This is a genomic window from Haloferax sp. Atlit-48N (assembly GCF_003383015.2).
In the GTDB taxonomy this organism is placed as follows: domain Archaea; phylum Halobacteriota; class Halobacteria; order Halobacteriales; family Haloferacaceae; genus Haloferax; species Haloferax volcanii.
The window spans coordinates 62,634-88,173 of sequence record NZ_CP137689.1 but is presented as its reverse complement, the minus strand read 5'-3'; the positions used below and the strand labels follow the sequence as shown (position 1 = coordinate 88,173).

General features: G+C 65.8%; 25 protein-coding genes. 14 read left to right on the top strand and 11 right to left on the bottom strand.

Going from position 1 to position 25,540, the window contains the following annotated elements; translation table 11 throughout:
• Positions 1-200 precede the first annotated feature (200 nt).
• The 4 genes from DEQ67_RS00425 to hemL all read left to right on the top strand — a co-directional run bounded on the left by DEQ67_RS00425 (position 201) and on the right by hemL (position 4,323).
• The gene (locus tag DEQ67_RS00425) at positions 201-1,571 is read left to right on the top strand and encodes an ammonium transporter (RefSeq protein ID WP_115802000.1); all 1,371 of its coding nucleotides are present in this window, start codon (positions 201-203) and stop codon (positions 1,569-1,571) included.
• Positions 1,572-1,574: 3 nt separating this feature from the next.
• On the top strand, positions 1,575-1,946 hold the full coding sequence (locus DEQ67_RS00420; protein WP_004045139.1) for a P-II family nitrogen regulator: 372 nt from the start codon (positions 1,575-1,577) through the stop codon (positions 1,944-1,946).
• Between the two features lie 192 nt (positions 1,947-2,138).
• Positions 2,139-2,843: a CPBP family glutamic-type intramembrane protease gene (locus DEQ67_RS00415; RefSeq protein WP_115891720.1), complete on the top strand. Its 705-nt coding sequence runs from the start codon at positions 2,139-2,141 to the stop codon at positions 2,841-2,843.
• Positions 2,844-2,985: 142 nt separating this feature from the next.
• Positions 2,986-4,323 carry a glutamate-1-semialdehyde 2,1-aminomutase gene (gene hemL, locus DEQ67_RS00410; RefSeq protein WP_115801997.1) on the top strand — a complete coding sequence of 446 codons (1,338 nt, stop codon included), beginning with the start codon at positions 2,986-2,988 and terminating at the stop codon, positions 4,321-4,323.
• A gap of 33 nt (positions 4,324-4,356) precedes the next feature.
• Here the strand turns inward: hemL and DEQ67_RS00405 are convergent, their stop codons facing one another.
• Together DEQ67_RS00405 and DEQ67_RS00400 are read right to left on the bottom strand one after the other, a co-directional pair.
• The gene (locus DEQ67_RS00405; RefSeq protein WP_223173859.1) at positions 4,357-4,542 is read right to left on the bottom strand and encodes a hypothetical protein; all 186 of its coding nucleotides are present in this window, start codon (positions 4,540-4,542) and stop codon (positions 4,357-4,359) included.
• 128 nt (positions 4,543-4,670) lie between these two features.
• Positions 4,671-5,060 (bottom strand): hypothetical protein, encoded by a 390-nt coding sequence (locus DEQ67_RS00400; protein ID WP_115860677.1) that lies wholly within the window; start codon positions 5,058-5,060, stop codon positions 4,671-4,673.
• Positions 5,061-5,184: 124 nt separating this feature from the next.
• Here DEQ67_RS00400 and hemC point away from each other — a divergent pair, with 124 nt between their 5' ends.
• From hemC to DEQ67_RS00375, 5 genes are all read left to right on the top strand, one after another.
• On the top strand, positions 5,185-6,258 hold the full coding sequence (hemC, locus tag DEQ67_RS00395; RefSeq protein WP_188148645.1) for a hydroxymethylbilane synthase: 1,074 nt from the start codon (positions 5,185-5,187) through the stop codon (positions 6,256-6,258).
• A 1-nt stretch (position 6,259) separates the two neighbouring features.
• On the top strand, positions 6,260-7,141 hold the full coding sequence (cobA, locus tag DEQ67_RS00390; RefSeq protein WP_115801994.1) for a uroporphyrinogen-III C-methyltransferase: 882 nt from the start codon (positions 6,260-6,262) through the stop codon (positions 7,139-7,141).
• Positions 7,138-7,881, top strand: coding sequence for a uroporphyrinogen-III synthase (locus DEQ67_RS00385; RefSeq protein WP_115801993.1), 744 nt, complete (start codon positions 7,138-7,140; stop codon positions 7,879-7,881). Before cobA ends, DEQ67_RS00385 begins: the two co-directional genes overlap by 4 nt.
• A gap of 1 nt (position 7,882) precedes the next feature.
• Positions 7,883-9,088, top strand: coding sequence for an MFS transporter (locus DEQ67_RS00380; RefSeq protein ID WP_115860681.1), 1,206 nt, complete (start codon positions 7,883-7,885; stop codon positions 9,086-9,088).
• Between the two features lie 136 nt (positions 9,089-9,224).
• A complete protein-coding gene (locus DEQ67_RS00375) occupies positions 9,225-10,655 on the top strand; it encodes a single-stranded-DNA-specific exonuclease RecJ (protein ID WP_006600835.1) in 1,431 nt (476 codons plus the stop codon).
• On the opposite strand, the gene ppk2 is transcribed toward DEQ67_RS00375, so the two are convergent.
• Positions 10,652-11,482, bottom strand: coding sequence for a polyphosphate kinase 2 (gene ppk2, locus DEQ67_RS00370; protein ID WP_006600836.1), 831 nt, complete (start codon positions 11,480-11,482; stop codon positions 10,652-10,654). The genes DEQ67_RS00375 and ppk2 overlap by 4 nt on opposite strands.
• A gap of 555 nt (positions 11,483-12,037) precedes the next feature.
• Here ppk2 and DEQ67_RS00365 point away from each other — a divergent pair.
• A complete protein-coding gene (locus tag DEQ67_RS00365; protein ID WP_004065778.1) occupies positions 12,038-12,259 on the top strand; it encodes a DUF7557 family protein in 222 nt (73 codons plus the stop codon).
• 303 nt (positions 12,260-12,562) lie between these two features.
• On the opposite strand, the gene DEQ67_RS00360 is transcribed toward DEQ67_RS00365, so the two are convergent.
• The 3 genes from DEQ67_RS00360 to DEQ67_RS00350 form a co-directional block, all read right to left on the bottom strand.
• Positions 12,563-14,164 (bottom strand): transposase, encoded by a 1,602-nt coding sequence (locus DEQ67_RS00360; protein WP_115891879.1) that lies wholly within the window; start codon positions 14,162-14,164, stop codon positions 12,563-12,565.
• Positions 14,165-14,253: 89 nt separating this feature from the next.
• Positions 14,254-14,934, bottom strand: coding sequence for an IS6 family transposase (locus tag DEQ67_RS00355; protein WP_115891880.1), 681 nt, complete (start codon positions 14,932-14,934; stop codon positions 14,254-14,256).
• A gap of 181 nt (positions 14,935-15,115) precedes the next feature.
• A complete protein-coding gene (locus DEQ67_RS00350; RefSeq protein WP_424020155.1) occupies positions 15,116-15,700 on the bottom strand; it encodes a type IV pilin in 585 nt (194 codons plus the stop codon).
• A 246-nt stretch (positions 15,701-15,946) separates the two neighbouring features.
• Between DEQ67_RS00350 and DEQ67_RS00345 the strand changes: the two genes are divergently transcribed.
• From DEQ67_RS00345 to DEQ67_RS00335, 3 genes are all read left to right on the top strand, one after another.
• Complete coding sequence (locus tag DEQ67_RS00345) at positions 15,947-16,264, top strand: DUF5783 family protein (protein WP_115801990.1); 318 nt, start codon at positions 15,947-15,949, stop codon at positions 16,262-16,264.
• Between the two features lie 44 nt (positions 16,265-16,308).
• The gene (locus tag DEQ67_RS00340) at positions 16,309-16,686 is read left to right on the top strand and encodes a NifU family protein (protein WP_004045112.1); all 378 of its coding nucleotides are present in this window, start codon (positions 16,309-16,311) and stop codon (positions 16,684-16,686) included.
• A gap of 78 nt (positions 16,687-16,764) precedes the next feature.
• Entirely contained in the window at positions 16,765-18,312 is a 1,548-nt protein-coding gene (locus DEQ67_RS00335; protein WP_115891815.1) for a sulfatase, read from the top strand.
• Between the two features lie 31 nt (positions 18,313-18,343).
• On the opposite strand, the gene DEQ67_RS00330 is transcribed toward DEQ67_RS00335, so the two are convergent.
• Positions 18,344-19,240, bottom strand: coding sequence for a ketopantoate reductase family protein (locus DEQ67_RS00330; RefSeq protein WP_115891814.1), 897 nt, complete (start codon positions 19,238-19,240; stop codon positions 18,344-18,346).
• A gap of 70 nt (positions 19,241-19,310) precedes the next feature.
• Positions 19,311-19,598: a DUF7130 family rubredoxin-like protein gene (locus DEQ67_RS00325; RefSeq protein WP_004065787.1), complete on the bottom strand. Its 288-nt coding sequence runs from the start codon at positions 19,596-19,598 to the stop codon at positions 19,311-19,313.
• Positions 19,599-19,774: 176 nt separating this feature from the next.
• On the opposite strand from DEQ67_RS00325, the gene DEQ67_RS00320 reads away from it, so the two are divergent.
• Positions 19,775-21,037 (top strand): PQQ-binding-like beta-propeller repeat protein, encoded by a 1,263-nt coding sequence (locus tag DEQ67_RS00320; RefSeq protein WP_115891813.1) that lies wholly within the window; start codon positions 19,775-19,777, stop codon positions 21,035-21,037.
• 157 nt (positions 21,038-21,194) lie between these two features.
• Here DEQ67_RS00320 and DEQ67_RS00315 read toward each other — a convergent pair whose 3' ends face one another.
• The 3 genes from DEQ67_RS00315 to DEQ67_RS00305 form a co-directional block, all read right to left on the bottom strand.
• Complete coding sequence (locus DEQ67_RS00315) at positions 21,195-24,800, bottom strand: DNA polymerase II large subunit (protein ID WP_115801987.1); 3,606 nt, start codon at positions 24,798-24,800, stop codon at positions 21,195-21,197.
• Positions 24,801-24,802: 2 nt separating this feature from the next.
• The gene (locus DEQ67_RS00310) at positions 24,803-25,222 is read right to left on the bottom strand and encodes a PPC domain-containing DNA-binding protein (RefSeq protein ID WP_004045093.1); all 420 of its coding nucleotides are present in this window, start codon (positions 25,220-25,222) and stop codon (positions 24,803-24,805) included.
• Positions 25,223-25,306: 84 nt separating this feature from the next.
• Complete coding sequence (locus DEQ67_RS00305; protein WP_004045091.1) at positions 25,307-25,474, bottom strand: DUF7556 family protein; 168 nt, start codon at positions 25,472-25,474, stop codon at positions 25,307-25,309.
• Positions 25,475-25,540 lie beyond the last annotated feature (66 nt).

The following is a 25,540-nucleotide window of genomic DNA, read 5'->3' as shown; positions in this document are numbered from 1 at the left end:
CTTATACAAGACATATATCATCTTATATCGGACATACGTCTCTCAGAACACCATTTTGTAGACGTTTGTCAACGCGAACCGTTATATGAACGTCTTGAGATAGCATCTCTCATGGTTCGCGAGACATTCGGTCGCGAATCGAGCACCAATATGAACGACTGTCCAACTTCCCAGCTCGAACCGCTCGCCGGAGGCATCGTATGTTGACACCCTTGCAGACCGACCTCGCCTCGGTCGTCGAGGGCGTGAACCTCGTGTGGGTCCTCACGGTCACGTTCCTCATCTTCTTCATGCACGCCGGCTTCGCCATGCTCGAAGCCGGGCAGGTCCGCGCGAAGAACGTCGCCAACCAACTGACCAAGAACCTGCTGACGTGGAGTATCGGCGTCATCGTGTTCTTCCTGCTCGGCGCGGCCGTGTCGTCCATCGTCGCCGCCCTCACCAGCGGCTCCGCGCTGGACATCACCGGGGCGTTCATGAGCCTCTACGCGCCCGACGCCTCGGCGACGACGGCGTGGGTCGACTGGCTGTTCGGGGCCGTCTTCGCCATGACCGCCGCCACCATCGTCTCCGGTGCCGTGGCGGGTCGCGCCCGGCTCCGCGCGTACCTCACGTACACCATCCTCATCGCGGGCGTCATCTACCCCGTCGTGGTCGGCTTCACGTGGGGCGGCGGCTTCCTCGACGCCCTCGGCTTCCACGACTTCGCCGGCGGCATGATCGTCCACGGCATGGGCGGCATCGCCGGCCTCACCGCGGCGTGGATTATCGGCCCGCGCATGGACCGCTTCAAGCCCGACGGCACCGCGAACGTCATTCCCGGTCACTCCATCACGTTCGCCGTCCTCGGTACGCTCATCCTCGCGTTCGGCTGGTACGGCTTCAACGTCGGCACCGCCGCCGCGCCGCTCGCGTACGCTGACGGCGCGGTCACGCTCGGCTCGTTCGCCTACGTCGGCCGGGTCGCCCTCGTGACGACCCTCGGCATGGCCGCGGGCGCAATCGGCGCTGGCGGCGTCGCCATGTACAAGACCGGCAAGGTCGACACGCTCTACGTCGCCAACGGCGTCCTCGCCGGCCTGGTCGGCATCACCGCCATCGCCGACGACATCGTCTGGCCGGGCGCGCTGGTCGTCGGCCTCCTCGCCGGCGCGCAGCTCCCGGTCGTCTTCGAGTTCGTCGAAAAGCGCCTCCGCATCGACGACGTGTGCGCGGTCTTCCCCGTCCACGGCTCCGCGGGCGTCCTCGGGGCGCTGCTCTACCCCGTGTTCGCCGTCCCGCTGTGGCACGACGGCGCGTCGTTCGTCTCGCTGGCCGTCCCGCAGGTCATCGGCGTCGGCGTCATCGCCATCTGGACGTTCGTCGCCACCGCGGTCGTCTTCGGCGGCTTCCGCGCCCTCGGACAGGTCCGCGTCTCCTCGGACCACGAGCGCGAGGGCCTCGACACGGCCGAACACGGCGTGGACACCTACCCCGAGTTCGGCTCGCCCGACCACGACACCGGCATCCGCACCGACGGCTCCGGCGTCCCGAGCGGGGATGGATTCATGACGACGGGACGGGAGGACTAACCCATGAGTGATGCAGACGCTCCGAACGACGGCGAAATCAAGATGGTGATGGCGGTCATCCGCCCCGACAAGCTCTCGGACGTGAAGACCGCGCTGGCCGAAATCGGCGCGCCGTCGCTCACCGTCACCAACGTCTCCGGCCGCGGCTCCCAGCCCGCGAAAAAGAGTCAGTGGCGCGGCGAGGAGTACACCGTCGACCTCCACCAGAAGGTCAAAATCGAGTGCGTCGTCGCTGACATTCCGGCCGACGACGTGGTCGACGCCATCGCCGACGCCGCCCAGACCGGCGAGAAAGGCGACGGGAAGGTGTTCACCCTCCCCGTCGAGAGCGCGGTGCAGGTCCGCACCGGCAAGACCGGCCGCGACGCGGTCTGAACGCCGCCGACCGCTGTTTTCGTTCGGTTCGGTCGCGCCGAGCCGTCCCCGGCGTCGTCAGCCTGACGGGCGACGGGGTTATACGCGCTCGGCCGAACGTACCGGTGGCCCCCCACGGGGCGAGAGCCGAACCCACGCGAAACCGTTTTTCCCCTCCGCACCGAGCGTCGTGACGATGAGCGGTGGCTCCACGTGGTGACTGTCGCTGTCCTCGGCGGACTCGCCGTCGCGCTGTTCGGGATGGCCGGCGTCGGCCTGCTCGCCGACCGATATCTCGCCGAGCCCGACGACCTCCGCGCCGACCTCCTCGTCAGCGACGCGAACAAGTGGGCCGTCTTCGCCCTCCTGTGCGGCTACGTGCTCGTCGTCGAGGGGCGGCCGCTGTCCTCGATGACCGGCCGCTCGCTTGCCCCCCTCGCGTTCGTCGCGGTGGTCGGCGGCGGCGTCTTCGTCCTGTTCGCCGCGAACGCGGTGACGACGCCCGTCTTCGACCGACTCGGCGTCGGCGGCCTCGACGAGGGGATGTCCGGGTTGGGTTCGCTGTCGGTCAGACACCGACTGTTCGTGGCCGGGACCGCCGGCATCACGGAGGAGGTGCTGTTCCACGGCTACGCTATCGAGCGCCTGCTCGAACTCACCGGCAGTCCGCTCCTCGCGGGCGGCGTCGCGTTCGCCGCGTTCACCGCGAGCCACGCCGTCGGCTGGGAGCGCGGCGCGGTCGCCAGAATCGCCGTCCCCGCGCTCCTGACGACGATTATGTACCTCCTCGTGCGCGACGTGGTCGCGCTCGTCTGCATCCACGCGCTCAACGACGCGGTCGGACTGCTGTTGGCCGGGTCGGTCGAGGCTGGCGACGCCGACGGCGCTGACGCGGCCGCGGACGGAACGGCGCGGTAGGTCGCCGCCGCCGGAGCGAACCGATAGGTCGCCGCAGTCCCGCGACGCCGGCCGGGCGGGCGTCGCCCCGTCTACTGGTTCGCCGGCGGCAGGTGCGGCCGGCCCAGTAAGGTCTTTCCCGCGAGCGGCCGAACCGCCGCGCATGAACCACGACGAGTCAAGGGCGCTGTACGACCGCGCGCTGTCCGTGCTCGCGGGCGGCGTGAACTCCTCCGTCCGGGCGACCCAACCGTACCCGTTCTTCGTCGAGCGCGGCGACGGCGCACACGTCATCGACGCCGACGGGAACCGCTACGTCGACTACGTGATGGGCTACGGGCCGCTGCTGTACGGCCACGACGCGCCCGAACCCGTCCAGTCGGCGGTCCAGAAGCACGCCGCCGCGGGGCCGATGTACGGCGCGCCGACCGAAATCGAGGTCGAACACGCCGAGTTCGTCGCGCGGCACGTCCCCTCCGTCGAGATGCTCCGATTCGTCAACTCCGGCACGGAGGCGACCGTCTCGGCGGTCCGCCTCGCCCGCGGCGTCACCGGCCGCGACAAAATCGTCGTCATGCAGGGCGGCTACCACGGCGCACAGGAGTCCACCCTCGTCGAGGGCGGCCCCGACGGCGCGAAGCCCTCGACGCCCGGCATCCCCTCGTCGTTCGCTGACCACACCATCCCCGTCCCGTTCAACGACGAGGAGACCGTCCGCGAGGTGTTCGCGGAACACGGCGAGGACATCGCTGCGGTGCTGACCGAGCCGATTCTGGCGAACACGGGCATCGTCCACCCGGTCGACGGCTACCTCGAAGCCCTCCGCGACGTGACCGAGGCACACGGCGCGCTCCTCATCTTCGACGAGGTCATCACCGGCTTCCGCGTCGGCGGCCTCCAGTGCGCGCAGGGCAAGTTCGGCGTCACGCCCGACCTCACGACGTTCGGGAAGATTATCGGCGGCGGCTTCCCCGTCGGCGCGGTCGGCGGGAAGGCCGAACTCGTCGAGCAGTTCACCCCCGGCGGCGACGTGTTCCAGTCGGGCACGTTCTCGGGCCACCCGGTCACGATGGCCGCGGGCCACGAGTACCTGAAGTACGCCGCCGAAAACGACGTGTACGGGCACGTCGACCGCCTCGGCGAGAAGCTTCGGGCGGGTATCACGGACATCCTCGAAGACCAAGCACCCGAGTACACCGTCGTCGGCACGGACTCGATGTTCAAGACGGTGTTCACGCGCCACGGCGCGACCGAGCGCGCCGACGCCTGCGCCGACGGCTGTTCGCAGGTCGAGTCGTGTCCCAACTACGACGCCTGTCCGAAGACCGGCGCGGACGTGTCGAACGCCGAGACCGACCGCTGGGAGCGCGTCTTCTGGCAGGAGATGAAAGACCGGGGCGTGTTCCTCACGGCGAACCAGTTCGAATCGCAGTTCGTCTCCTACGCCCACACCGACGAGGACATCGAGAAGACGCTGGAAGCGTACAAAGCGGCGCTATAACCATAATCGACGATTCGCCGGTCGCGCGCTTTTTCACGACTCCGACCCGCTCGCCCGAGAGAGCCCGAAGTACACCGGCAGTCCGAAGACGGCGGCCAGTCCGGCGGTGAGGAACAGCGGGGCGATGCCGGTCGGGTCCGGCGCGAAGATGAAGCCGAGCGGGAGCGCGACGACGAACGCGACGCCGAAGGTGAGGGCGAGACGGGCGGACCTGTTCACGTCGGCGTCGTCGCCGCGGAGGCCGATAACTGTTCGGCACTTCGACACGGCTGCGAGGCGGCCGAGGCGAGCGAGGACCGTCCGTCGCGACTTCGACCCGGGCCGGGCCGGGCCGGGCCGAACGCGCCTCACTCGACCCGCAGTCGCGCCTCGGCCGCCCGCCACAGCGGCGGGTAGGTCAGGGCGACGCCGACGCCGAGCGCGGCCGCCCACGAGACGAGGATGCCGACCGGGTTTCCCCGAAGTTCGAGGAAGACCAACAGCGGAATCCAGACGGCGGTCACGACGAGACCGACGCCCCAGACGCGGGCGACGAGTCGGAGGCGGAGGGGGCGCGCGAGGAGGAGCGCGAGCGCGACGAGCGCGGCCGCGACGAGGCCGGCGAACCACGGCGGTTCGACGCCGACCGACGAGAGAAACAGGTCGAGGGGCGCGACGACCGAGGTCAGGCCGAACAGGAGGAGGGCGACGACCACGAAGTCACCGACCTGCCGGACGGCCGAATCGAGGGCGGGCATCGTCCGGGTCGTCGCGCGGGGACCGTATCGGTCTTCCGTTCGGATTCGACCCGGCGCGCGGGAGCGAACTGGAGGGCTTTTCAACGCGGGGGCCAGACTGACGCGTATGACTACAACACTTCGCTTGGCGACGCGAGGGTCGGCGCTCGCTCGCGCGCAGGCCGCGAGCGTGCAGGGGGCGCTCGCGGGCCGCCGACTCGACGTCGAACTCGTCGAAGTCGAGACCACGGGCGACCGGATTCAGGACGAACTCATCCACCGACTGGGCAAGACCGGCGCGTTCGTCCGCGCGCTCGACGAGCGCGTCCTCGACGGCGAGGTCGACGCCGCGGTCCACTCGATGAAGGACATGCCGACCGAGAAGCCCGCCGACCTCGTCGTCGCCGGCGTGCCCGAGCGCGCGCCCGCTGGCGACGTGCTCGTGACGGCCGAGGGCCACGACATCGACGACCTGCCCGAGGGAGCCGTCGTCGGCACGTCGTCGCTCCGCCGACAGGCCCAACTGCTGAACTACCGCGAGGACCTCGAAGTCGAGCCGCTCCGGGGCAACGTCGACACCCGCATCGAGAAACTGCTGGCGACGCACCTCCAGCGCGAACACGAGGCCCGCGTCGAAAACGACAAAGAGCGACAGGGCAAGAAGGGCAAGACCGACCACGACGAGGCGTTCGACGAGACCGCCGACGAGTGGTTCGAGGGGCTCACCGAACTCGAACGGCAGGCGCTCGGCCGGCAGGTCGAAACCGAGTACGACGCCATCGTCCTCGCGGAGGCCGGGCTCAAGCGCAGCGGGCTCACCGAGAAGGTGAACTACGAGCGCCTGCCGCGGACGACGTTCGTCCCCGCACCCGGACAGGGGGCCATCGCCGTGACCGCCGCGGACTCGGAGGTCATCGAACTCATCCGCGACAAACTCGACCACCCGCGGACCCGCGTCGAGACGACCGTCGAGCGGACCATCCTCGCGGAACTCGGCGGCGGCTGTATCGCCCCCGTCGGCGTCCACGCCCTCCTGCAGGGCGAACACGTCCACGTCGACGTGCAGGTGCTTTCGACCGACGGCTCGGAGTCCATCAAGACCTCTCGCGACCTCCCCGTCGGCAACCACGCCAACGCCGCCCGCGAGTTCGCGGCGGCCCTGCGCGACCGCGGTGCGGGTCAGTTAGTCGACGCCGCCCGCGAGGAGGCCGAGGAGTGAGATGACGGGCGACGACCAGCGCGCGGGAGCCGACGAACACTCGAACGACGACGCGACCGACGGCGACGGCGTCGGCACGGTCCACCTCGTCGGCAGCGGCCCGGGCGACCCGGAACTGCTGACGATGAAGGCCGCCCGCCTCATCGACGAGGCGGACGTGGTGCTCCACGACAAGCTCCCCGGCCCGGAGATTCTCGAGATGATTCCGGTCGAGAAGCGCGAGGACGTGGGCAAGCGCGCCGGCGGCGAGTGGACCCCGCAGGAGTACACGAACAACCGACTGGTCGAACTCGCCCGCGAGGGCAAGGACGTGGTCCGCCTGAAGGGCGGCGACCCGTTCGTGTTCGGCCGCGGCGGCGAGGAGATGGAACACCTCGCAGACAACGGGATTCCCTTCGAAGTCGTGCCGGGCATCACCTCGGCGGTCGCCGGGGCCGGTGCCGCGGGCATCCCCGTCACCCACCGCGACCACGTGTCGTCGGTGTCGTTCGTCACCGGCCACGAGGACCCGACGAAAGACGAGTCCGCGGTCGACTGGGACGCGCTCGCCGCGACCGGCGGGACGCTCGTCGTCCTCATGGGCGTCGGCAAACTCCCGCTCTACACCGCCGAACTCCGCGAGGCGGGGCTGGCCGGCGACACGCCGGTCGCCCTCATCGAGCGGGCGACGTGGCCCGATATGCGCGTCGCCACCGGCACGCTCGACACCATCGTCGACGTGCGCGACGAGACCGACATCGAGCCGCCCGCGATTACCGTCATCGGCGAGGTCGCGGCGACCCGCGACCGCGTGAAGGGGTTCCTGCAAGGCGGCGGCGCGGACGCCATCGAGGCGGGCGCGGACGCGAACCCGACCTCCGGAGGTGCGGGAGGGGACGAATGAGCCAGCAGGTCCGCGCGGCCGTCTTCCGCCCCGACGACGACCGCATCGAGCGCGCCGTCGAACTCCTCGACTCGCTCGGCGCGACCCCCGTCCCCGACCCGATGCTCGCAATCGAGCCGACCGGCGCGACGCCCGAACCCGGCGCGTTCGTCGTCCTGACGAGCAAGACCGGCGTCGAACTCCTCGACGAGGCCGGCTGGAACCCCGGCGACGCGGTGCTGTGCTGTATCGGCCCCGCGACCGCCGACGCCGCCCGCGACGCCGGCTGGACGGTCGACCGCGTCCCCGACGAGTACACCTCGGCCGGACTGGTCGACCACCTCGCGCCCGACGTGGACGGCGCGACGGTCGAAGTCGCCAGGAGCGACCACGGCAGTCCGGTCCTCACGGACGGCCTGCGCGACGCGGGCGCGGACGTTCACGAGACGGTGCTCTACCGGCTCGTCCGCCCCGAGGGAGCCGGCGAGTCGGCCGAGCTGGCCGCCGCCGGCGACCTCGAAGCCGCCCTGTTTACCTCGTCGCTCACGGTCGAACACTTCCTCGACGCCGCCGCCGAGCGCGGTATCCGCGAGGAGGCCATCGCCGGCCTGAACGACGCGGTCGTCGGCGCAATCGGGCCGCCGACCCGCGACACCGCGGAATCCCACGGCATCGACGTGACGGTCGTCCCCGACGAGGCGACGTTCGAAGCGCTCGCGGTCGCCGCGGTCGAGACCGCCGCGCCGACGTATCACGAGTGACGTGACGGGAAGCGAGACGAAAGACGAGACGAGAGATGACTCGGGAGACGGCTCGTGGCGCGCCGTCGGCTCGGTCGCCGGCTGGCAGACCGCCGCGAGCCTCTGTTACTACGCCATCTTCGCGGCGACCGGCTTCGTCCGCGACGCGTTTTCGGTCTCCGAGTCGCTGGTCGGACTGTTCCTGACCGCCGGCCTGCTCGGTTACACGGTGTTTCTCTTTCCGAGCGGCGCGGCCGTCGACGGCTACGGCGAAAAGCCCGTGATGGTCGTCGGCCTGCTGGCGCTGTCGGTCGCGCTCGTCGGCGTCACGTTCGCGCCGCCGTCGTACCTCCTGTTGTTGGTGACGGTGGCGCTCCTCGGGGCGGCCTACTCGACCGCGATGCCGGCGTCGAACCGCGGCATCGTCGCGGCCGCGCCCGCCGGGAGCAAGAACCTCGCGATGGGGCTGAAGCAGGTCGGCGTCACCGTCGGCAGCGGGGCGTCGTCGCTCATCGTCACCGGCGTCGCCGTCGTCGCGGCGTGGCAGGTCGGCTTCTGGGCCATCGCCGTCTTCGCCGCCGGCTACGCGCTCGTCTTCGCGACGCGCTACCGCGGAAACCCCGGGACAGGACGGCTCGAACGCCCCCGACTCGCCGGCCTCGGCGGCAACCGCGCCTACGTCGCGCTCGTCGCCGCCGGACTGTTCATCGGCGCGTCCATCTTCTCGATGCTCGGCTACACCGTCCTCTACGTGCAGGACGTGGTCGGAACCGGTCCCGCGCTCGCCGGGGGCGTCCTCGCGGCGACGCAGGTGACCGGAAGCGTCGGCCGCATCGGCGCGGGAAGCCTCGCGGACCGCCTCGGCGGGCCCCGCGGCGCGGCCACCGTCGCGCTCGTCCAACTGGCCGGCGCGGTTGCCCTCTTTTTGCTCCTCGTCGGAACCGGCGGCTCGTTCGCGCTCACCATCGCCGTCTTCGTCGCGCTCGGCCTCACCATCCACGGCTCGACCGGCGTCTTCTACTCCTGTCTGAGCGGCGTCGTCGACGACGGCGATATCGGCGCGGCGACCGCCGGCGGCCAGACCGCGCTCAACGTCGGCGGCCTCGTCGCCCCGCCGCTTTTCGGCTTCGTCGTGGAATCGACGGGCTACGGGGCCGGCTGGGCGCTCGTCGCCGGTTCGACGGTGCTGGCGACCGTCCTCCTGTTCGTCGTCAGACGGCGAATCTGACGGCGGGAGACGAGTCTTTATCCGCGAAGCCGCGGCAAGAGCGACACGTGTTCGCCGTCGAACTGGAGTGGAAACGAAGGGGTCGCGTGGCCGGACTACCAGCGTTTATGCCGGAGAGGGCGTGAGTACCACACCAATGGACGGACCCGTCCCCGAACTCACAGAGCACGCGGCGGCCTGCGCGGCCCGCCTCCGCGACGCCGACCGGGTGCTCCTCGCCTCGCACATCGACGCCGACGGGTTGACGAGCGCCGGCATCGCCTCGACCGCGCTCGAACGCGCCGACATCCCCTTCGAGACGGTGTTCTGCCGCCAACTCGACGAAGCCGCCGTGGCCGACATCGCGGCGACCGACTACGACACCGTGCTGTTCACGGACTTCGGCAGCGGCCAACTCGACATCATCGCCGACCACGAGGCGGCGGGCGACTTCCACCCCGTCATCGCCGACCACCACCAGCCCGCCGAGGGCGTCGAGACCGACCACCACCTCAACCCGCTCCGGTTCGGTCTCAACGGCGCGAGCGAACTCTCCGGCGCGGGCGCGAGCTACGTCCTCGCGCGGGCGCTCGAACCCGACGCCGGCGACAACCGCGACCTCGCCGCCCTCGCCGTCGTCGGCGCGGTCGGGGACATGCAGGACACGAACGGCGAACTCCGCGGGGCCAACGCGGGCATCGTCGACGAGGGCGTCGAAGTCGGCGTCGTCGAGGAGGGCACCGACCTCCGCATCTACGGCCGCCAGACCCGCGCGCTCCCGAAACTGCTCCAGTACGCGACGGACGTACGCATCCCCGGCATCTCGAACAACGAGGCCGGAGCCATCGAGTTCCTGACCGAACTCGACGTGCCCTGCCGCGACGACGACGGCGAGTGGAAGCGCTGGGTCGACCTCACCGGCGACGAGCGCCAGACGCTCGCCAGCGCCCTAATGCGCCGCGCCATCGCCAGCGGCGTTCCCGCCTCCCGCATCGACGACCTCGTGGGGACGACCTACGTGCTCTCTCGAGAGCGGGAGGGGACCGAACTCCGCGACGTGAGCGAGTTCTCGACGCTCCTGAACGCGACCGCGCGCTACGACCGCGCCGACGTGGGCCTCGCGGTCTGTCTCGGCGAGCGCGACGCGGCGCTCGACCGGGCGCGCAGGCTCCTGCGAAACCACCGCAAGAACCTCTCGAACGGCCTCCAGTGGGTGAAAGAACACGGCGTCCGCGTCGAGGACAACCTCCAGTGGTTCGACGCGGGCGACGAGATACGCGAGACCATCGTCGGCATCGTCGCCGGGATGGCCGTCGGCACCGACGCGACCCGAAACGGGATTCCCGTCCTCGCGTTCGCCGACACCGAGGAAGGCGAAGTGAAAGTCTCCTCGCGCGGGTCGTACGTGATGGTCAGAGACGGGCTCGACCTCTCGGCGGTCATGCGCGAGGCGTCCCGTGCAGTCGGCGGCGACGGCGGCGGCCACGACGTGGCCGCGGGCGCGACGATTCCGAAGGGCGAAGTCGAGGCGTTCATCGCCGAGGCAGACCGCATCGTCGGCGAGCAGTTGGCCGAGGACGCGGACTAATCGTCGACCGGGTTCTCCCCGAACCGCGCGGGCACCCAGTTTTGGCTGTCGATTGGCGGCCGCTCGTATCCGGTGTCGTCCTGTCGCGGCGGGAGTTCGATGGGGTCGGGCGTGAGGTCCTCGTAGTCGATTTGGTCCAGCAGGTGCGAGATGCAGTTGAGCCGCGCGTGGCGCTTCACGTCGGCGTGGACGACGTGCCACGGGGCCTCGTCGATGTCGGTGTGTTCGAACATCCGGTCTTTCGCCTTCGAGTACTCGACCCACCGAGAGCGCGCTTCGAGGTCCATCGGACTCAGCTTCCACCGCCGCTTCGGGTCGTCTGTTCGTTTCTGGAACCGCCGTTCCTGTTCCTCGTCGCTGATGGAGAACCAGTACTTGACGAGGATGATACCCGAGCGGACGAGCATCCGCTCGAACTCGGGGCAGGTCCGCAGGAACTCCTCGTACTCCTCGTCGGTGCAGAAACCCATCACCCGCTCGACGCCCGCGCGGTTGTACCAACTCCGGTCGAAAAGCACCATCTCGCCCTCTGTCGGAAGCTGTTCGACGTACCGCTGGAAGTACCACTGGCCCTGTTCGCGCTCCGTGGGTTTGCCGAGCGCGACGACCCGCGCGACCCGCGGGTTGAGCCGGCGGGTGATGCGCTTGATGACGCCGCCTTTCCCCGCGGCGTCGCGCCCCTCGAAGACGACGCAGACCCGGAGGTCGCGTTCCTTTATCCAGTACTGGAGTTTCACCAGTTCCTCCTGAAGGCGGTGCAACTCCCGTTTGTACTGTTGCTTCTTCAGGACCCCCTCGTCGTCGTAGCGGGGCTCGTCGGCGGACATACGAGAACTGCGTGCGCTGTGACCAAATAGCAAGCGGGGGCGGGCGGCGCGCTCGACGCCGGCGACGACGAACGCCGCGGGCGACGAGCGGTCTGACCATCCGCCAGAACAACGGCCTGTGTGCCAGCGCGTCGATGAGAATGCGACGGTCGTACATCAGGGGGCGCGACCTCGGGAGAGCGCCTGTCGGAGTCGTGCGGCCCACAATCGCGACAGACCGAGCTGCTCGACGAGTAGAACGTGATAAAGTACTCACTTCTGGAGGAATTGACTCGTGTCTGGGAATATATTTACACATATATTTAGAGTCCGACAACCTATCGAGTATAAAATCGGTTGTCCTCAAACAACCCACTCCGGCTATGACTCCCTCGACTCGGATACGGAAGCAATTCGATATAGCGGAATGTGATTTATTATGGCCGAGGTGGGGGAAGAAACGGCCGAGTGTAGACCGCGTTCGCGTTCGCCCTCGGGGTCGAAGCCCGCGAAATCCTCATATCGGATGCTTGTGTATGTCATGGCACCGGCACGCATGCCGGAGTGGGGTGAACGATGGCGACTGCCAACTCGAACGAGGCCGAATACGACTACCCGGTCGGCTACGAACCGGAGGTACAAACAGAGACGGTCGAACTGGACCGTCGAACCGTCGAGCGACTCGACGCGCTGCGCGAGGACGACGAGTCGTACGACGAACTGATAACCGAGCTCGCGTCCATCTTCGCGGCGAGCGAACTCTCCGCCGCGCGCGTGGACAGCCCGCTCATCGAGTGACGCCCCGCGTCGCTCGATTTTCCGTATTTGAGACGCGCTAAGAGAGGAATCGCCGTTCAGAGGACGAACAGTCGATAAATGCTACGTTGCTATACAGAATCCACAATTCCGACGAACTCACAGTTTCGGAGGATGTGCAGTTTTAGCGTTGATTCGCCACTGAATTAGTCTAGATTACGGAGAAAGTGAGCTAGGAAATCTGCCAAAATCGGTTAACCCTCTGTGATTGTCAGGAACCTATCTAATTATCTCTCCCAGAAATAGTGCCACCGCTCACGAGGGGCAAGCCCAGTGTTCGTTCACCTAGTCCGGCGGAAGCAGCGCCGAAGAGACCAATTCAACGCATTCTCCAGCGGTTACAATCGGTGCGTAGTCCATCTCACCGTCAGCAGCAGCTTTCAACAGAAAGTCAGTGAGCCGCCAGATATTGTACAAGAGAACTGCGAACACGAAGTAGAACAACCGAACGCGGTAGTCCTTCGAGGAAGTCTTCGCTAAGAAATCGTGTTTGATTGATTTGTACTCATTCTCGATTTGCCATCGACTACTGTATCGACGACAGAACGCTTCAGCCCCTTCCGGCTGAACATGAGCATTCGTCGCAAAGACGGTCGTCCCATCCGACTTCGTCGAGGGAACGTAAAGAAACTGCATCGCGTGTGAACCCTGTTCGACGTGGACAGACGCTGACTCAACGGCGACCTCTTGGTCGTCTTGCTCCATCTGCTCAATCGCTTTATGCTCTGAGCTCGTAGTCCGTTTAGGAATCAGGTACCCCACGTTAAGATTTGAGAGCGTCTGAAACACTCTCATCGAGTCGAATTCGCGGTCACACAGTACCATCTCGATAGGGACATGCTCCTTTGCTTGGCGAACTAATCGCCGGACAATCCGATGCATTCGATTCGGCGGATTGTCATCCCACGCTGAACTCTCTCGAACCGGTTCGACAGCCAATACGAGTGGGACATTTTGGCCGACAATCGAGAGGGTGGCAAACTTGAACGCACGTCCATCACCGTCTTTCGTCCCGCTGACCATCGACATTCCTTCGACATCACCAAAGTAGGGCACTGTGGTAATGTCAAGTGCGACAGTTACTGGCCGCCGAAACGAGACTTCAGACTCGATTACTGAGAGTAGCCGGTCGGTAGCGATGTTGAACCCATCGAGGAATGACTCACCATTGAATTGCTTGACTGCCCGAAGGTGGGTGTCACCGTGTGGGCCATATTCTTTGCCACGTCGGTACTGAAAGCGAGCTGCACCTTGTGCAGTCCCGCAGCCAACCATTCCCATGAACGTCTGTAACTCGAAGAATCGAGAATCATCATACGACGAGTTCTCTGCTCTGCCAGAGTCAAATGGATTGAAGCAATGCTCACGAGCAAGACGAGTCGTACGAAAGATCTCCTTGTCGTCGAACGTGATTCTCTGTTCTTCTCCATTTTCAGGCTTCTCCGAGCCACGCTCTTCGGAATCGGTGACTTCGTGCTTAGGACGTACTTCGGCAACAGCCGGGCCAAAGTCGTTGATATTTTTGACGAGCAGGTGTGCGCCCCGCTTGACAAACTCACGAGTGGCGTCGTCGAAGCGGTTACGCCACGTCCTCGATAAGACCGACATATCTGGAATGCGGTCGAGGCCAACCGCAGAGGCGAGTTCGTGATGGCCGGAGAGTTTTCGATAGCTGTTTCCAGTGATTTCGCGGTAGAAGAAGAGTTTGAGTATTCCGTGAAACGGATACGATGATGGGTGCCACTCAGGATAGCCGTGTTCAAGCGTCTTAACCCGAATTTTAAGTTCTTCGAACGCTTCAAGTAGTGACTTGCCGAACCGGAGGTGTTCCCGAAGATCGAGCCCAACAAGAAACGCATCGGTCATTCGAGCAGCACTGGTTCCCATACGACCGATATTTTCAACGCTCCTCATCAATACCTCGACAAGCGATAGTTCGAGCAGCTATCTAGACAGTGCCCTAAAATGGGCACTGTCTAGTTAGTAACCTCCTCGACTGGCGTTCGTCCATCGAGCGCTTGATGCGGTCTCTGAAAATTGTAGTATTGCACAAATTGTATGAGCCACTCGCGGACGCTTCCGTGACTGCCCACCCACGAATTATGGAAGCGGTCGACTCGAATTTTGAGGGTGTGAAACCATTTTTCGATGAGGTTTCGCTCGACGTAGTCAAGCCGACCGGTCAATCCTAATCGTGAGAGGGCAGCCTGATAGCCGTAACCATCAACGAGAAACACCGCGTCTGAGAGGTCGTGTTTCTCTGAGAGTCGATGGAGGAACGCAGCAGCCGGATCGGTACCATGTCGTCCAAATAATTCGACGTCAAGAATCAGCTTTGTCTCGATGTCTATTGCAGCGTACAACCAAGACCACTCGCCATTGATTTTGACAGCGGTCTCGTCGACCGCAACCCGCTTCGGCTTCGCCTCAGGCGGGTTGTGACCGCTGTCAGCCAGCCGATGTACCCACTGCCAAACAGCTTGGTGAGAGCGTTCAACGCCGAGATATCGAAGAATCTGTTTTGTTTCTCTGAGCGAACATCCGGTCGCGTGGAGCTGGACAGCGAACGCCCTGGCGGCTGTCGCCGTCCGCTCACGCTCCCACGTTTCTTCTAAATCCGTCGCAAAGCACTCGCTGAGCAGGTCTGCGAGCTCCATCCCAAACACACTCAACGACCTGCTCGTTCCTCAAACTGGCTTAACTAGACAGTGCCGCTCTGTTGAAATCCTTAGAAAGTGACAGATTCTGATCCGGTTGCGGTCAGTACAGGAGGTTTACTGACCAATGTGTGACACCACTAGTTCCATATCAAGACAGTTGTGTACGATCCTTCACCAGTTAGGGTCTAAACACCTCTTCAGACAGTATCGCGTTTGACTCAGTATGAACAATCGTGATTTCGACTTTATCCGCGTTTGGGCCTGTCCTATCGGGTTGGCTTCGGAAGTCGGCTTCACCGACATTTATTTCGAATTGAATCGTTTCACCGACATCCCAGACGTTGTCATCAGTCGGATAATCTTCTATAATCACTTGGTTCGGGTCCGCGGGACCGGCATCTCCGTACCCCTTACTAATCAACCCATTATCGTTTTGTAAGTTTTCTTCGTCAATATCACTACCATCTGCCGGTAGATTGATGAGCCGTTCCTTAGTATCCACGTCAGGACCGGACGCTCTAACGATTATCTCGATGTTTTCAACCCTTACGCTGTCGCCAGCAACGTGGGTCACCCGCACTTCTTGATCGTCCGCTCCCGGAATAAAATCGCCACTCGTTTGCGCAACTGTCGGAGCTGGTTCATTGAGATCTTCTGTAATGCTAAGAACGGCAGCAGAAACGGTTGCACTGAGAATAACGACAACTGCAACCATCAAAACAACTGCAATGACTGAAGAAACAGCACGACGCTGCTGAGTCATGAATTCAACTATATTCTATCAACATAAGTAAGTTCGCAGATAGCTTTTGAACATACATATCGTATCTCGCTTAATGATCGGAAATCCCTTTGAGTTGGCAGATTCCTCGACGGTCGGTGAGCAGGTGTACTAATCAGATGGTCCACTATAGGCCAAGCTGAAAGAAAGGCACACATCAAATCCATCCTCCGAGGTTGTGACGAACTAACCGTCCGATTTTTTGCTCAGAGCGCGAAAGCTCCGAGTATGACCGAGTTCGACCCCGAGAAGTTCGAGGACAAGTACGCCAACTACTTCCCCGAACTCCAGCGCGCGTACAAGAACGCCTTCGAGACGATGAACGACGAGTTCGACTCGTCGCTCATCCACGGGGTCGACCAGCAGATTCTCAACGAGTCCGAGCCGTTCTACGATGACGGCGACTTCTCCGTGCAGCTCCCCGACGACCCCGCGGAGCGGCTGACGGCGGTCGAAATCGACGACGACGAGCTCGACGCCGTCCTCGACCGCTACGTCGACGAAATCGAAGGCGAGCTTCGGCGGGTCTTCGGCGTCGAGGCGTAACCCCGAACCAAAGGCCTAAGCACGTTCACCTCGAAGCCGCGTGCATGAGCACGGAGACGCAGGACGGCGAGGACGACCTCAAAGAGCGTGTCGTGAACTTCCTCCGTCGGAACTTCCCGCAGATCCAGATGCACGGCGGCAGCGCGGCCATCCGCGACCTCGACCGCGAGACCGGTGAGGTTACCGTTCTCCTCGGCGGCGCTTGCTCCGGGTGCGGCATCTCCCCGATGACCATCCAGGCCATCAAGACCCGCATGGTCAAGGAGATTCCCGAGATCAACGAGGTCCACGCCGACACCGGCATGGGCGGCGACGGCGGGATGGGCGGCGACAGCCGCGGCGGCAGTCCGTCGTTCCCCGGCGACACCAGCGACGACACGACCGATATCGAGGACGACCAGGGCCCGCAGGCCCCGTTCTAACTCGGCGGTTCGGACGTTTTCGTCGCGGCGGCGGCCGAGAACAGGAGTTTTATCGGCAACTACTCCCCACCCTCGGGTATGACTGCCGAGTCGCCCGAGAACGTCCTCTTCGTCGTCATGGACACCGTCCGAAAGGACCATCTCACGCCGTACGGCTACGACCGCCCGACGACGCCGGGCCTCGACCGGTTCGCCGACGAGGCGACCGTCTTCGAGCAGGCCGTCGCGCCCGCGCCGTGGACGTTGCCGGTCCACGCCTCGCTTTTCACCGGGATGTACCCCAGCCAGCACGGGGCCGACCAGGAGAACCCCTACCTCGAAGGCGCGACGACGCTCGCCGAGACGCTCTCGGCGGCCGGCTACGACACCGCCTGTTACTCCTCGAACGCGTGGATAACGCCCTATACGCACCTGACCGACGGCTTCGCGGAGCAGGACAACTTCTTCGAGGTCATGCCCGGCGAGTTCCTGTCGGGGCCGCTGGCGAAGGCCTGGAAGACGATGAACGACAGCGACGCGCTGCGGACGCTCGCCGACAAACTCGTCAGCCTCGGCAACACCGCCCACGAGTATCTCGCCGGCGGCGAGGGCGCGGACTCGAAGACGCCCGCGGTCGTCGACCAGACCATCGACTTCATCGACGACTCCGAGGAGTTCTTCGCGTTCGTCAACCTCATGGACGCGCACCTGCCGTACCACCCGCCCGAGGAGTACAAAGAGCGCTTCGCGCCGGGTGTCGATTCGACCGAGGTCTGCCAGAACTCCAAGGAGTACAACGCCGGTGCCTACGAGATTGACGACGACGAGTGGGATGACATCCGCGGGCTCTACGACGCCGAAATCGCCCACATCGACGACCAGCTCACCCGGCTGTTCGACCACCTCAAAGAGACCGACCGCTGGGACGACACGATGGTCGTCGTCTGCGCCGACCACGGCGAACTCCACGGCGAACACGGCCTCTACGGCCACGAGTTCTGCCTGTACGACCCGCTCATCAACGTCCCGCTGATGGTCAAACACCCCGACCTCGACGCGGAGCGACGCGACGACCAGGTCGAACTGGTCGACCTCTACCACACGGTGCTCGACTCGCTCGGCGTCGAAGGCGGCGAGCCCGCGACCCCCGGCGACGACGCGGTCGGCCTCGACCGCACGCGCTCGCTCCTGTCGGCCGATTACCGGGAGTTCGCGCAGGCGTCGAACGACGACCCCGGTCAGCGCCGCGACGGTCAGTACGCCTTCGTCGAGTACTCCCGTCCCGTGGTCGAACTCAAGCAGCTAGAAGAAAAGGCGTCGAGCGCCGGCATCACCCTGCCTGAAGACTCGCGGTTCTACTCCCGGATGCGGGCGGCGCGGCGGACCGACGCCAAGTACGTCCGAATCGACCGCATCCCCGACGAAGCCTACCGCATCGACGACGACCCCGAGGAGACCGAGAACGTCGCCGACGCCGACACGGGCGACGAGGCCATCGCGGAGACCGAGGTCGCCCTCGCGGAGTTCGAAGACGCAATCGGCGGCGCGTGGACCGACGCGCTCGACACCGACGTGTCGGACGACTCGGTCGACCAGATGGACGACGAGGCGCAGGACCGACTCCGCGACCTCGGCTACCTCGAATAGCTCGCACACGGGCGTCTCGGGTCCGACGCGACTACCGAAGCCCTGCTCCCCGCTCCCACGCCCGGAGGAGCGCCGCGAGCGTCCGGTTCGTCGGCACCTCGAGGTCGTGGTCGGCGGCGATATCCACTACCGCACCGTTGATAGCGTCCACCTCGGTCCGCTTTTCGGCCGCCACGTCCTGCAACATCGACGAGCGGTTCGCGGCGGTCTTTTCGACCACGCGGTCGACCGCCTCGCGGGCGACGCGGTTCGGGAGCGACACGCGCTCTAATCGGGCGACGCGGGCCGTTTCGCGGGCCGCTCGGTGTGCGAGTTCGCCGGCGTCGTCGCCCGCGAGCGCGCCGTTTTCGACCCGCGCGAGCGCGGTGACCGCGTTGATGCCGGCGTTGACGGCGAGTTTCTCCCAGCGCCGTCGCGGCATGTCGGTCGCGACGAGCGTGTTGAGCCCCGCGTCGCGGAACGCCTTCCCGACGCGCTCCGCGAGGGGGTCGGGCCCGCCGTCGAGCGCGCCCAAGACGACCCGACCGACGCCGGTGCACTCGACGCGGCCCGACTCGACTAATCGCGCACCGTAGGTCGCCGTTCCCGCGAGGACCGGCGCGTCGAGGCGAGAGGCGAGCGTCTCCTCGGTGAGTCCGTTCTGGAGCGACAGCACCGCGTCCACGTCGCAGTCAGCGAGCGCGTCGGCAGCGGTCGCGGTGTCGAACGACTTGACCGTGACGAGCGCGAGGTCCGCCGAATGGCCCGTCTCGGTCGTCGTCGCGGCCGGCGAGATGTGCGCCGACCCGGCACCGACGATATCGAGCCCGGCCGCCGACACCCGGGCCGCGTGCGGGTCGCGGGCGACGAGCGTCACGTCGTGGACCGACGCGAGGAGACCGCCGACGAGCGTGCCGAGGCTGCCCGCGCCGAAGACGAGAATACGCATGGCTACCCGTACTCGGCGGGCGACAAAAATAGCGAGTTTCGCGGCGCAGCGGTCGAATCGGGGCGACCCCTCAGTCCTCGGTCCAGTAGTAGAGTTGCTCGCGCTCGGCACCGCAGTTCGGGCAGGCGTCGGGCAGTTCGTCGAGGTCGCCCATTTCGCCGCAGTCGCTACACCGCCACATCAACTCGGCCTCACCGAACTCGTGGCCGGCGCGCTCGTGTTCGACGGACATCCCCGCGAGTCCCTCGCGGGTCGTCACGAAGAAGCCGTCGTCGTCGAAACCGCGGACGCTCCCGAGTTCGGTTCCGTCCGCCGCGTACACCGTCATTCCCACCGTCGGCTGTGTCTCGTCAGCCATACGCGACTAGTCGTCGCGCGAGCGGATAAAAAGGAACGGCCGAATCCGCGTCGAGGTCGGGCGAGCCCAGCAATAGGCCGGCAGTGATGTCCGCATATAAATAATAAATCAAATACCGCGATATAGAATCTCGTGGCTCGACAAAGCACTTACCGCCACATCATAGATCCGACAGTATGCCCCGTCTTCGGAGCCGCCGCCGATTCCTCCAACTGCTCGGAAGCGCGTCGTTCGGTGTCGCCGGCTGTCTCGGCCGCGACGGCGGGTCGTCCGGTCCTACGACGACCGAGGCGACGACCACCACCGCCGAACCGTCTACGACTTACGGTCCGACCTCCGGGCCGGACGAACGCGTGACGGCCACGCCGCCGGGCGACCCCGCGCTCTCGCCGTCGGGGGCGTGGCCGCAGTACCGCTTCGACGCGGGAAACACCGGCTACAACCCCGACGTTTCGATTCCGACCGACGCCGAGGAGTACTGGCGGCTGAACGCCGGCGGCTCACCCGTCCTCGACGGCGACCGCCTCTACAACCTCCATGGGCGCGGGCGCGACGAGCGAGCGTTCGTCCGACGCGAGCCCTCGACGATGGGTGAGCGAGCGGTAACCCCGCTTGTCGGCTATGGCGTGAACTCGCCGCCCGTCGTCGCGGGCGACCGAGTCGTCGTCACGACCTTCATCGAGGTGTTCTGTCTCGCCGCCGACCGCGACGAAGTGCTCTGGCGCGGCCCTGAGATGGACGGCATCCACGGCCCGCCCGCGGTGGGCGACGGCGTCGCCGTCGTCTCAGGCGGCGGGTTCGACGGCGTCCCGACCCAGCTTCGGGCGTTCGAGCTCGCGGACGGGAGCGAACGCTGGCGCTACGACCTCGAAAGCGACGCGAAGGGCGCGCCCGCCGTCGCCGACGGGACGATGTTCGTCGTGACGAGCGACGCCGTCCACGCCGTCGACCTCGCGACGGGCGAGCGGCGCTTCCGCGTCGAGGCGCGAACGAGCGAGTGGACGACGCCGGTGGCGACGCCCGAGGCCGCGTATCTGCCCACCCGCGACGGAGAACTCCTCTCGCTCGCCCCGAGCGACGGCACCGAACGATGGCGGTCGCCGGGAAGCGGCGCGCCGGTCGTCACCGACGACGTGCTCCACGTCGCGGTCGACGGGGAGACCGCGACGCTGTCTCGCGACGACGGGAAAGAAGTGGCGACGCGATTCGTCGGCGCTCCGCACGCGCGCGCACGAGAAGCATTGCTGGTTTCCGATGAGCAGGGACGACTAGCAGCGTACAACACTGATGAAGAGCGTCAGTTATGGACACACCAGACCCCGGAAGTGCAGGTGGCGGACGTGGTTTCACAGGGCGTCGCCGCCGCAGTCCCCGTCGACGGCGCGGTGTACGTCGTCGCCGCCGACGGCTTCCACGGGTTAGGGGCGGCGCAGGACTGAGACGCCGAGCGGCGGAGTCGCTCGACTCGCAAAACCTGGAGGAAAAACCGACCGCTAAACTACATGAAGTCCGCGATGCCCGACTGCTCGTTCTCCACTTTTTCCGAGTCTCGCTCCGCTCGACTCGCAAAACCTGGAGGAAAAATCGACCGCTAAACTACATGAAGTCCGCGATGCCCGACTGTTTGTTTTTGTCGTTCTCGAAGACCGATTCGAGGCTCTTTTCGAGCACTTCGAGGCGCTGTTTCGTGTAGTCGCGGCAGTCGAACTCCTCTGCCACCTGAATCGCGGTGTCCATGTACTTGTTCACGGAGCCCTGGTGGACCGTGAGGTTCACCCGGCCGCCGCACTCCCGGCAGTCGCCCGAAAGCGGCATCCGGCGGTACTTCTCGCCGCAGTCGAGACACCGCGTCTCCTGTCGGGAGAAGGCGCGGAGGTTGCCGATGAGGTCCGGCAGGAAGTGGTACTCGATGACGCGCTCGGCCACGTCCGTCTCGTCGACCGCCCGGAGCTTCCGCGCGAGGAACAGTTGGGCGTCCATCTTGTCCATCATCGACCCGAGGGTCTTGTACGCAGAGAGGTCCGGGCCGGCGGCGATGTCCGTGGTGTCGTGGGTGTGGTCGAACCCGGTGTACTCGCGGTCGGTTCCGAGGTACTCCTCGGCGATGGTGACTTCGTCTTCCCAGTCGTCGGGGTCTTCCATCCGCAGGGTCGCCTCGTAGAACTCGCGGGGGTACTGCCGCACGATGTCCATGTTGTGCGCCTCGTCGTCGATCTCCGAGGGGTCGATTCGCGAGGACATGACGAGCGGCGCGTCCATCTGCCCGCCGCGCTTGTCGGGGAGATATTCTTTCGAGAAGTTGAGAAGACCGTCCATGAGCAGCATGACGCAGTCTTCGTCCCCGTCGCAATTCCGGCGTTTCGCGGCGTGAAAGTACGGATGAGCATATCCAACTGCTGCTGTCGTGAATCCGACAACTCTGCCGACGACCGCGGCGGAGGTGTGGGGGGCCATCCCGAAGACGAGTTCGCCGATGAGGTCGTCGCGCTCTTCGATTTCGTAGAACCGGTCGAGGCCGTAGAACTGGTCGAGGAGGTCGTCGACGAAGTCGGCGGTCTGCATCATGTGTTGCGCCGCGCCGTTCGAGAGGACGATGTCCTGGACTTTGAGTTCGACCAGTTGGTCGTCGAACCGGAGGGGTTCGCCGTCGATGTCGGTCTCGTAGCCGAGTTCGCGGAAGTGGTCGGCGGTCACGTCGAGTTCCTCGGGGCGGACCGCGGTGACGGGCAGGTCGGTCATGTCGTAGCGGACGGTGCCGTCTTTGAACGACGACACGTCGTGTTTCGCCCGCAGGACGCCTTTCTCGATGGGTTCGGGCGTCTTGTTCGCGGAGGTGAGGCCCTTCACGCCCTTGAGAATCTGGAACGACGACTCGCGCTCGCCGACGCGTTCGAGGGCGTCGCGGTACTCGCTGTTCAAGTCGACGTCCTGCCACTCGGCGCTCTCGACGTCCCACTCGCAGCGCTCGCAGTAGACGCGGCCCGACTCGTCGGGTTCGAGGACGGTCCCGCAGTCGTCGCACTCGTAGTGGGGTTCGGTGTGACCGCCGCAGTCGGGACATTTCGATTTGAAGCCGAACGCGCCGCAGTCGGGGCACTTGCGCTGACCGAGGCGGACCGAAATCTGGCCGCGCTTGCCGGACTCGCCGCGGTGTCTGGCGGCGTCGCCAACGTCGCGTTGGCTCCCGCCGGCCTCGCCGATGGGAAACAGCGTGTGGACCGCGGGCGAGAGGTCGCGGCGCTCGGATTTCTCCGGGCGACCCATCCGGTTGCCGATTCGGGTGGGCGCGCGCTCGCGGACGGTGAACGGCGCGACCTCGTTGACGGCCTCGACGGCGTTGTCGCCGTCGTCCCACGTGCGGGCGCGTTCGGAGAGGTCATCGAGTTCCCACGTCCGCTCGCGGTCGTCGGTGAGGCCGAGGCTCCGGGCGAGGGGTCGCCAGACGGGGACGCGGAGCGCCTCGTCGGTCTGTCGGTGAGCGACGAGCAGGTGTTCGAGCGCCTCCCGAATCTCGGGCGCGTTGTCGAGGACGAGCGTCCCCTCCAGTCCGCGCTCGGGTTCGTTGTCGTGTTCGAGCGCGGCGGTCGTGCCGCCGTCGGCTTCGGCGGCGACGATTTCACCGGCCGCGACGGCGTCGGCGAGCGCGTCGAACCGCTCGACAGAGATGTCGTGCCAGAGGTAGGTGTAGACGGGATGGAGCGGGGCGTCGAACTCGGTCGCCCACGAGAGGGCCTGTTCGACCGACGGCTCTTCGAGGTCGACGGCGGGGTCGTCGCGGAGCGCCTGCACGTTGGCCTCGGTCGCCTCGAACTCCTGAATCCACCACTCGAAGACGTACGAGGCGGGCGCGAGCGGGTGGTTGTTCTCGACGAACTCCCCGAAGTTGACGAGATACTCGCCGAGGTCGAGAATCTTCTCGACGCCGTTCTGGAGTTCCTTCGCCTCCTCGGGGTCGTCGATGCGGCGCACGTCGCCGTTAGCGAGTCTGACCGTCGGCCCCTCGATGGAGTCGACGGGGACGACGCCGCCGGCCTTGCCGGGACGCTCGGTCTTGATTTGGGTGCCGGTGGCGATGAAGTCGTCCACGATGTGCATCGTCGCGGGGTGGACGCCCGCGGTCGCGAAGCCGTGGTTGCGAGCGCGGCCGTAGCGCAGGCGGAAGCCGCCGGGCGCGGAGGGGTGGCCGAACACCGGGCGGCCCGCGATGAGGTCGCGGAGGAACTTGGTCGCGGGTTCGACGCGGGTCGGGCCGTCGGGGGCGTCGCTCTCGGCGTCGTCGGCCTCTGCGTCCGGGTCCTCGGCCTCGGCTTCGTCGCCGTCGTCGCCCGCGTCGTCGGCGTTCGCGGCGTTGTCGTCGTCCTTGCCGATGGTGCCGTCGATGAGGTCTTGGAGCCACGGCCAGTCGACCTCGTCGAGTTGGCGGGTGTAGCGCTGAATCTTCGGGGCCTTGAGCGCGATGCCCTCGGCCATGACGAGACACATGCCGCCGCGGGCGGAGTTGGTGTCGACGCGTTCGAGGTCGCGGTAGCCCGAGACCTCCTCGTCGCCCGTGGCTTCGCCGTCGAGCATGATGGGCATGTTCTCCGCGATGAAGCGCGACTCCTTGTCCTTCGGCGAGTACTGGAGGCCGGTCTCCTTGTCGTAGAGGTTTATCTCCTCGACGTAGCGCTCGACCTCGTCGGTTCGGGCTTTGTACTCGTCGATGTCGAGCAGCGAGCGGGCGTAGTCGGCGACGAGCACGGAGAGCGCCTGTGCGGTGCCGCCCGCCGAGCGAATCGGGCCGGCGTAGTAGACGTTGACGAACTCCGTGCCGTCGTCGTTTTCGAGGATTTCGACGCGGTCGATACCCTCGATGGGGGCGGCGACGACCCCCTCGGTGAGGAGGGCGACGGCGGTTCGGACCGCGCCCTCGACTTTGCCCTCGCGGGAGTCGTAGTCGCCGACGTTGCCGTCGACGAAGTCGGTCACGAGTTCGAGCGCGGCTTCCTCGCGGGACATCTCGCCTTCGAGTTCGCGGACGCGCTCTGCGACGCCGTCGATGCCGAGGATGTTCTCGACGCGGTCGGCCATGTCCTTGGCGACCGGAATCTCGACTTCGGTCTTCGGGTCGTACCCCGTCGCCTTCGCGGCCTCCGCGAGGTCGAACGCCTCGTCGAGGCGGGCTTCGATGCGACGGAAGTACCGGGTTTCCTCCTCGCGCACGGTTACAGCCAGAGGTCGAGGTCGGTCACCGCGTCGTGGTCGCGTTCGAGCGGTTCCTCGAAGGCGCGGAGGTTCAGTTCGCCGGCGAAGACGGTCGCAGAGTCGAGGTGTCCGGCGAGCGCCTGCCCACTACGTCGAGAAAGGATTGCGTGCGTGTGTGCGAAGGGTTCGCCGTCGAGGAGCGCAACGTTACCCACGCAGGCGGCGACTTCGAGCGGCTCGTCGAACGTCACGGACTGGTACTCCTGGTCCGTCTGGTCGTAAAACCAGAGTTCGGCGTCCTGGACGGCACCCATGGCGTTGAACCACGCGGACTCGATGTCCTTGCGCGCGCAGAACTCCTCGATCTCCTCGCGCCAGTCCGCACCGTGTTCGAGACGGGCGAGGTACTCCTCGCTCACCGTCACCGCTCGAGCGTTCATGCAGCGTACCACGAGCGAGTCGGACTAAAATGTGAATGGTCTGTCCGCCGGGCGTCCGGCGGCGGGCTTACGGGGCCGGTGCGATTACTGCCACTCGTCGAGCGCGAGCGCGTCGGCTACGTCAGCAGCGAGCCACGCGTCGTCGCGGGAGATATCCGCGATAATAAGACGCTGGCCCGTCTGAGAGCGATCCACCGAGGCCATGACCTCGGCGCCCGAGTCGTCGACGGAAGCCGTCGCATCCGGCGTCATGTATGATACATAGTGACACCCCTATATAAGTGGACCGAAACTGCGGGCCGAGAAGTGTCCCGTTGA

Coding starts and splice junctions, on each gene's coding strand:
- DEQ67_RS00425 (WP_115802000.1), top strand. CDS start 201: ATGTTGACACCCTTGCAGACCGACCTCGCCTCGGTCGTCGAGGGCGTG.
- DEQ67_RS00420 (WP_004045139.1), top strand. CDS start 1,575: ATGAGTGATGCAGACGCTCCGAACGACGGCGAAATCAAGATGGTGATG.
- hemL (WP_115801997.1), top strand. CDS start 2,986: ATGAACCACGACGAGTCAAGGGCGCTGTACGACCGCGCGCTGTCCGTG.
- DEQ67_RS00400 (WP_115860677.1), bottom strand. CDS start 5,060: ATGCCCGCCCTCGATTCGGCCGTCCGGCAGGTCGGTGACTTCGTGGTC.
- cobA (WP_115801994.1), top strand. CDS start 6,260: ATGACGGGCGACGACCAGCGCGCGGGAGCCGACGAACACTCGAACGAC.
- DEQ67_RS00385 (WP_115801993.1), top strand. CDS start 7,138: ATGAGCCAGCAGGTCCGCGCGGCCGTCTTCCGCCCCGACGACGACCGC.
- DEQ67_RS00375 (WP_006600835.1), top strand. CDS start 9,225: ATGGACGGACCCGTCCCCGAACTCACAGAGCACGCGGCGGCCTGCGCG.
- ppk2 (WP_006600836.1), bottom strand. CDS start 11,482: ATGTCCGCCGACGAGCCCCGCTACGACGACGAGGGGGTCCTGAAGAAG.
- DEQ67_RS00365 (WP_004065778.1), top strand. CDS start 12,038: ATGGCGACTGCCAACTCGAACGAGGCCGAATACGACTACCCGGTCGGC.
- DEQ67_RS00360 (WP_115891879.1), bottom strand. CDS start 14,164: ATGGGAACCAGTGCTGCTCGAATGACCGATGCGTTTCTTGTTGGGCTC.
- DEQ67_RS00355 (WP_115891880.1), bottom strand. CDS start 14,934: ATGGAGCTCGCAGACCTGCTCAGCGAGTGCTTTGCGACGGATTTAGAA.
- DEQ67_RS00350 (WP_424020155.1), bottom strand. CDS start 15,700: ATGACTCAGCAGCGTCGTGCTGTTTCTTCAGTCATTGCAGTTGTTTTG.
- DEQ67_RS00345 (WP_115801990.1), top strand. CDS start 15,947: ATGACCGAGTTCGACCCCGAGAAGTTCGAGGACAAGTACGCCAACTAC.
- DEQ67_RS00340 (WP_004045112.1), top strand. CDS start 16,309: ATGAGCACGGAGACGCAGGACGGCGAGGACGACCTCAAAGAGCGTGTC.
- DEQ67_RS00335 (WP_115891815.1), top strand. CDS start 16,765: ATGACTGCCGAGTCGCCCGAGAACGTCCTCTTCGTCGTCATGGACACC.
- DEQ67_RS00330 (WP_115891814.1), bottom strand. CDS start 19,240: ATGCGTATTCTCGTCTTCGGCGCGGGCAGCCTCGGCACGCTCGTCGGC.
- DEQ67_RS00325 (WP_004065787.1), bottom strand. CDS start 19,598: ATGGCTGACGAGACACAGCCGACGGTGGGAATGACGGTGTACGCGGCG.
- DEQ67_RS00320 (WP_115891813.1), top strand. CDS start 19,775: ATGCCCCGTCTTCGGAGCCGCCGCCGATTCCTCCAACTGCTCGGAAGC.
- DEQ67_RS00310 (WP_004045093.1), bottom strand. CDS start 25,222: ATGAACGCTCGAGCGGTGACGGTGAGCGAGGAGTACCTCGCCCGTCTC.
- DEQ67_RS00305 (WP_004045091.1), bottom strand. CDS start 25,474: ATGACGCCGGATGCGACGGCTTCCGTCGACGACTCGGGCGCCGAGGTC.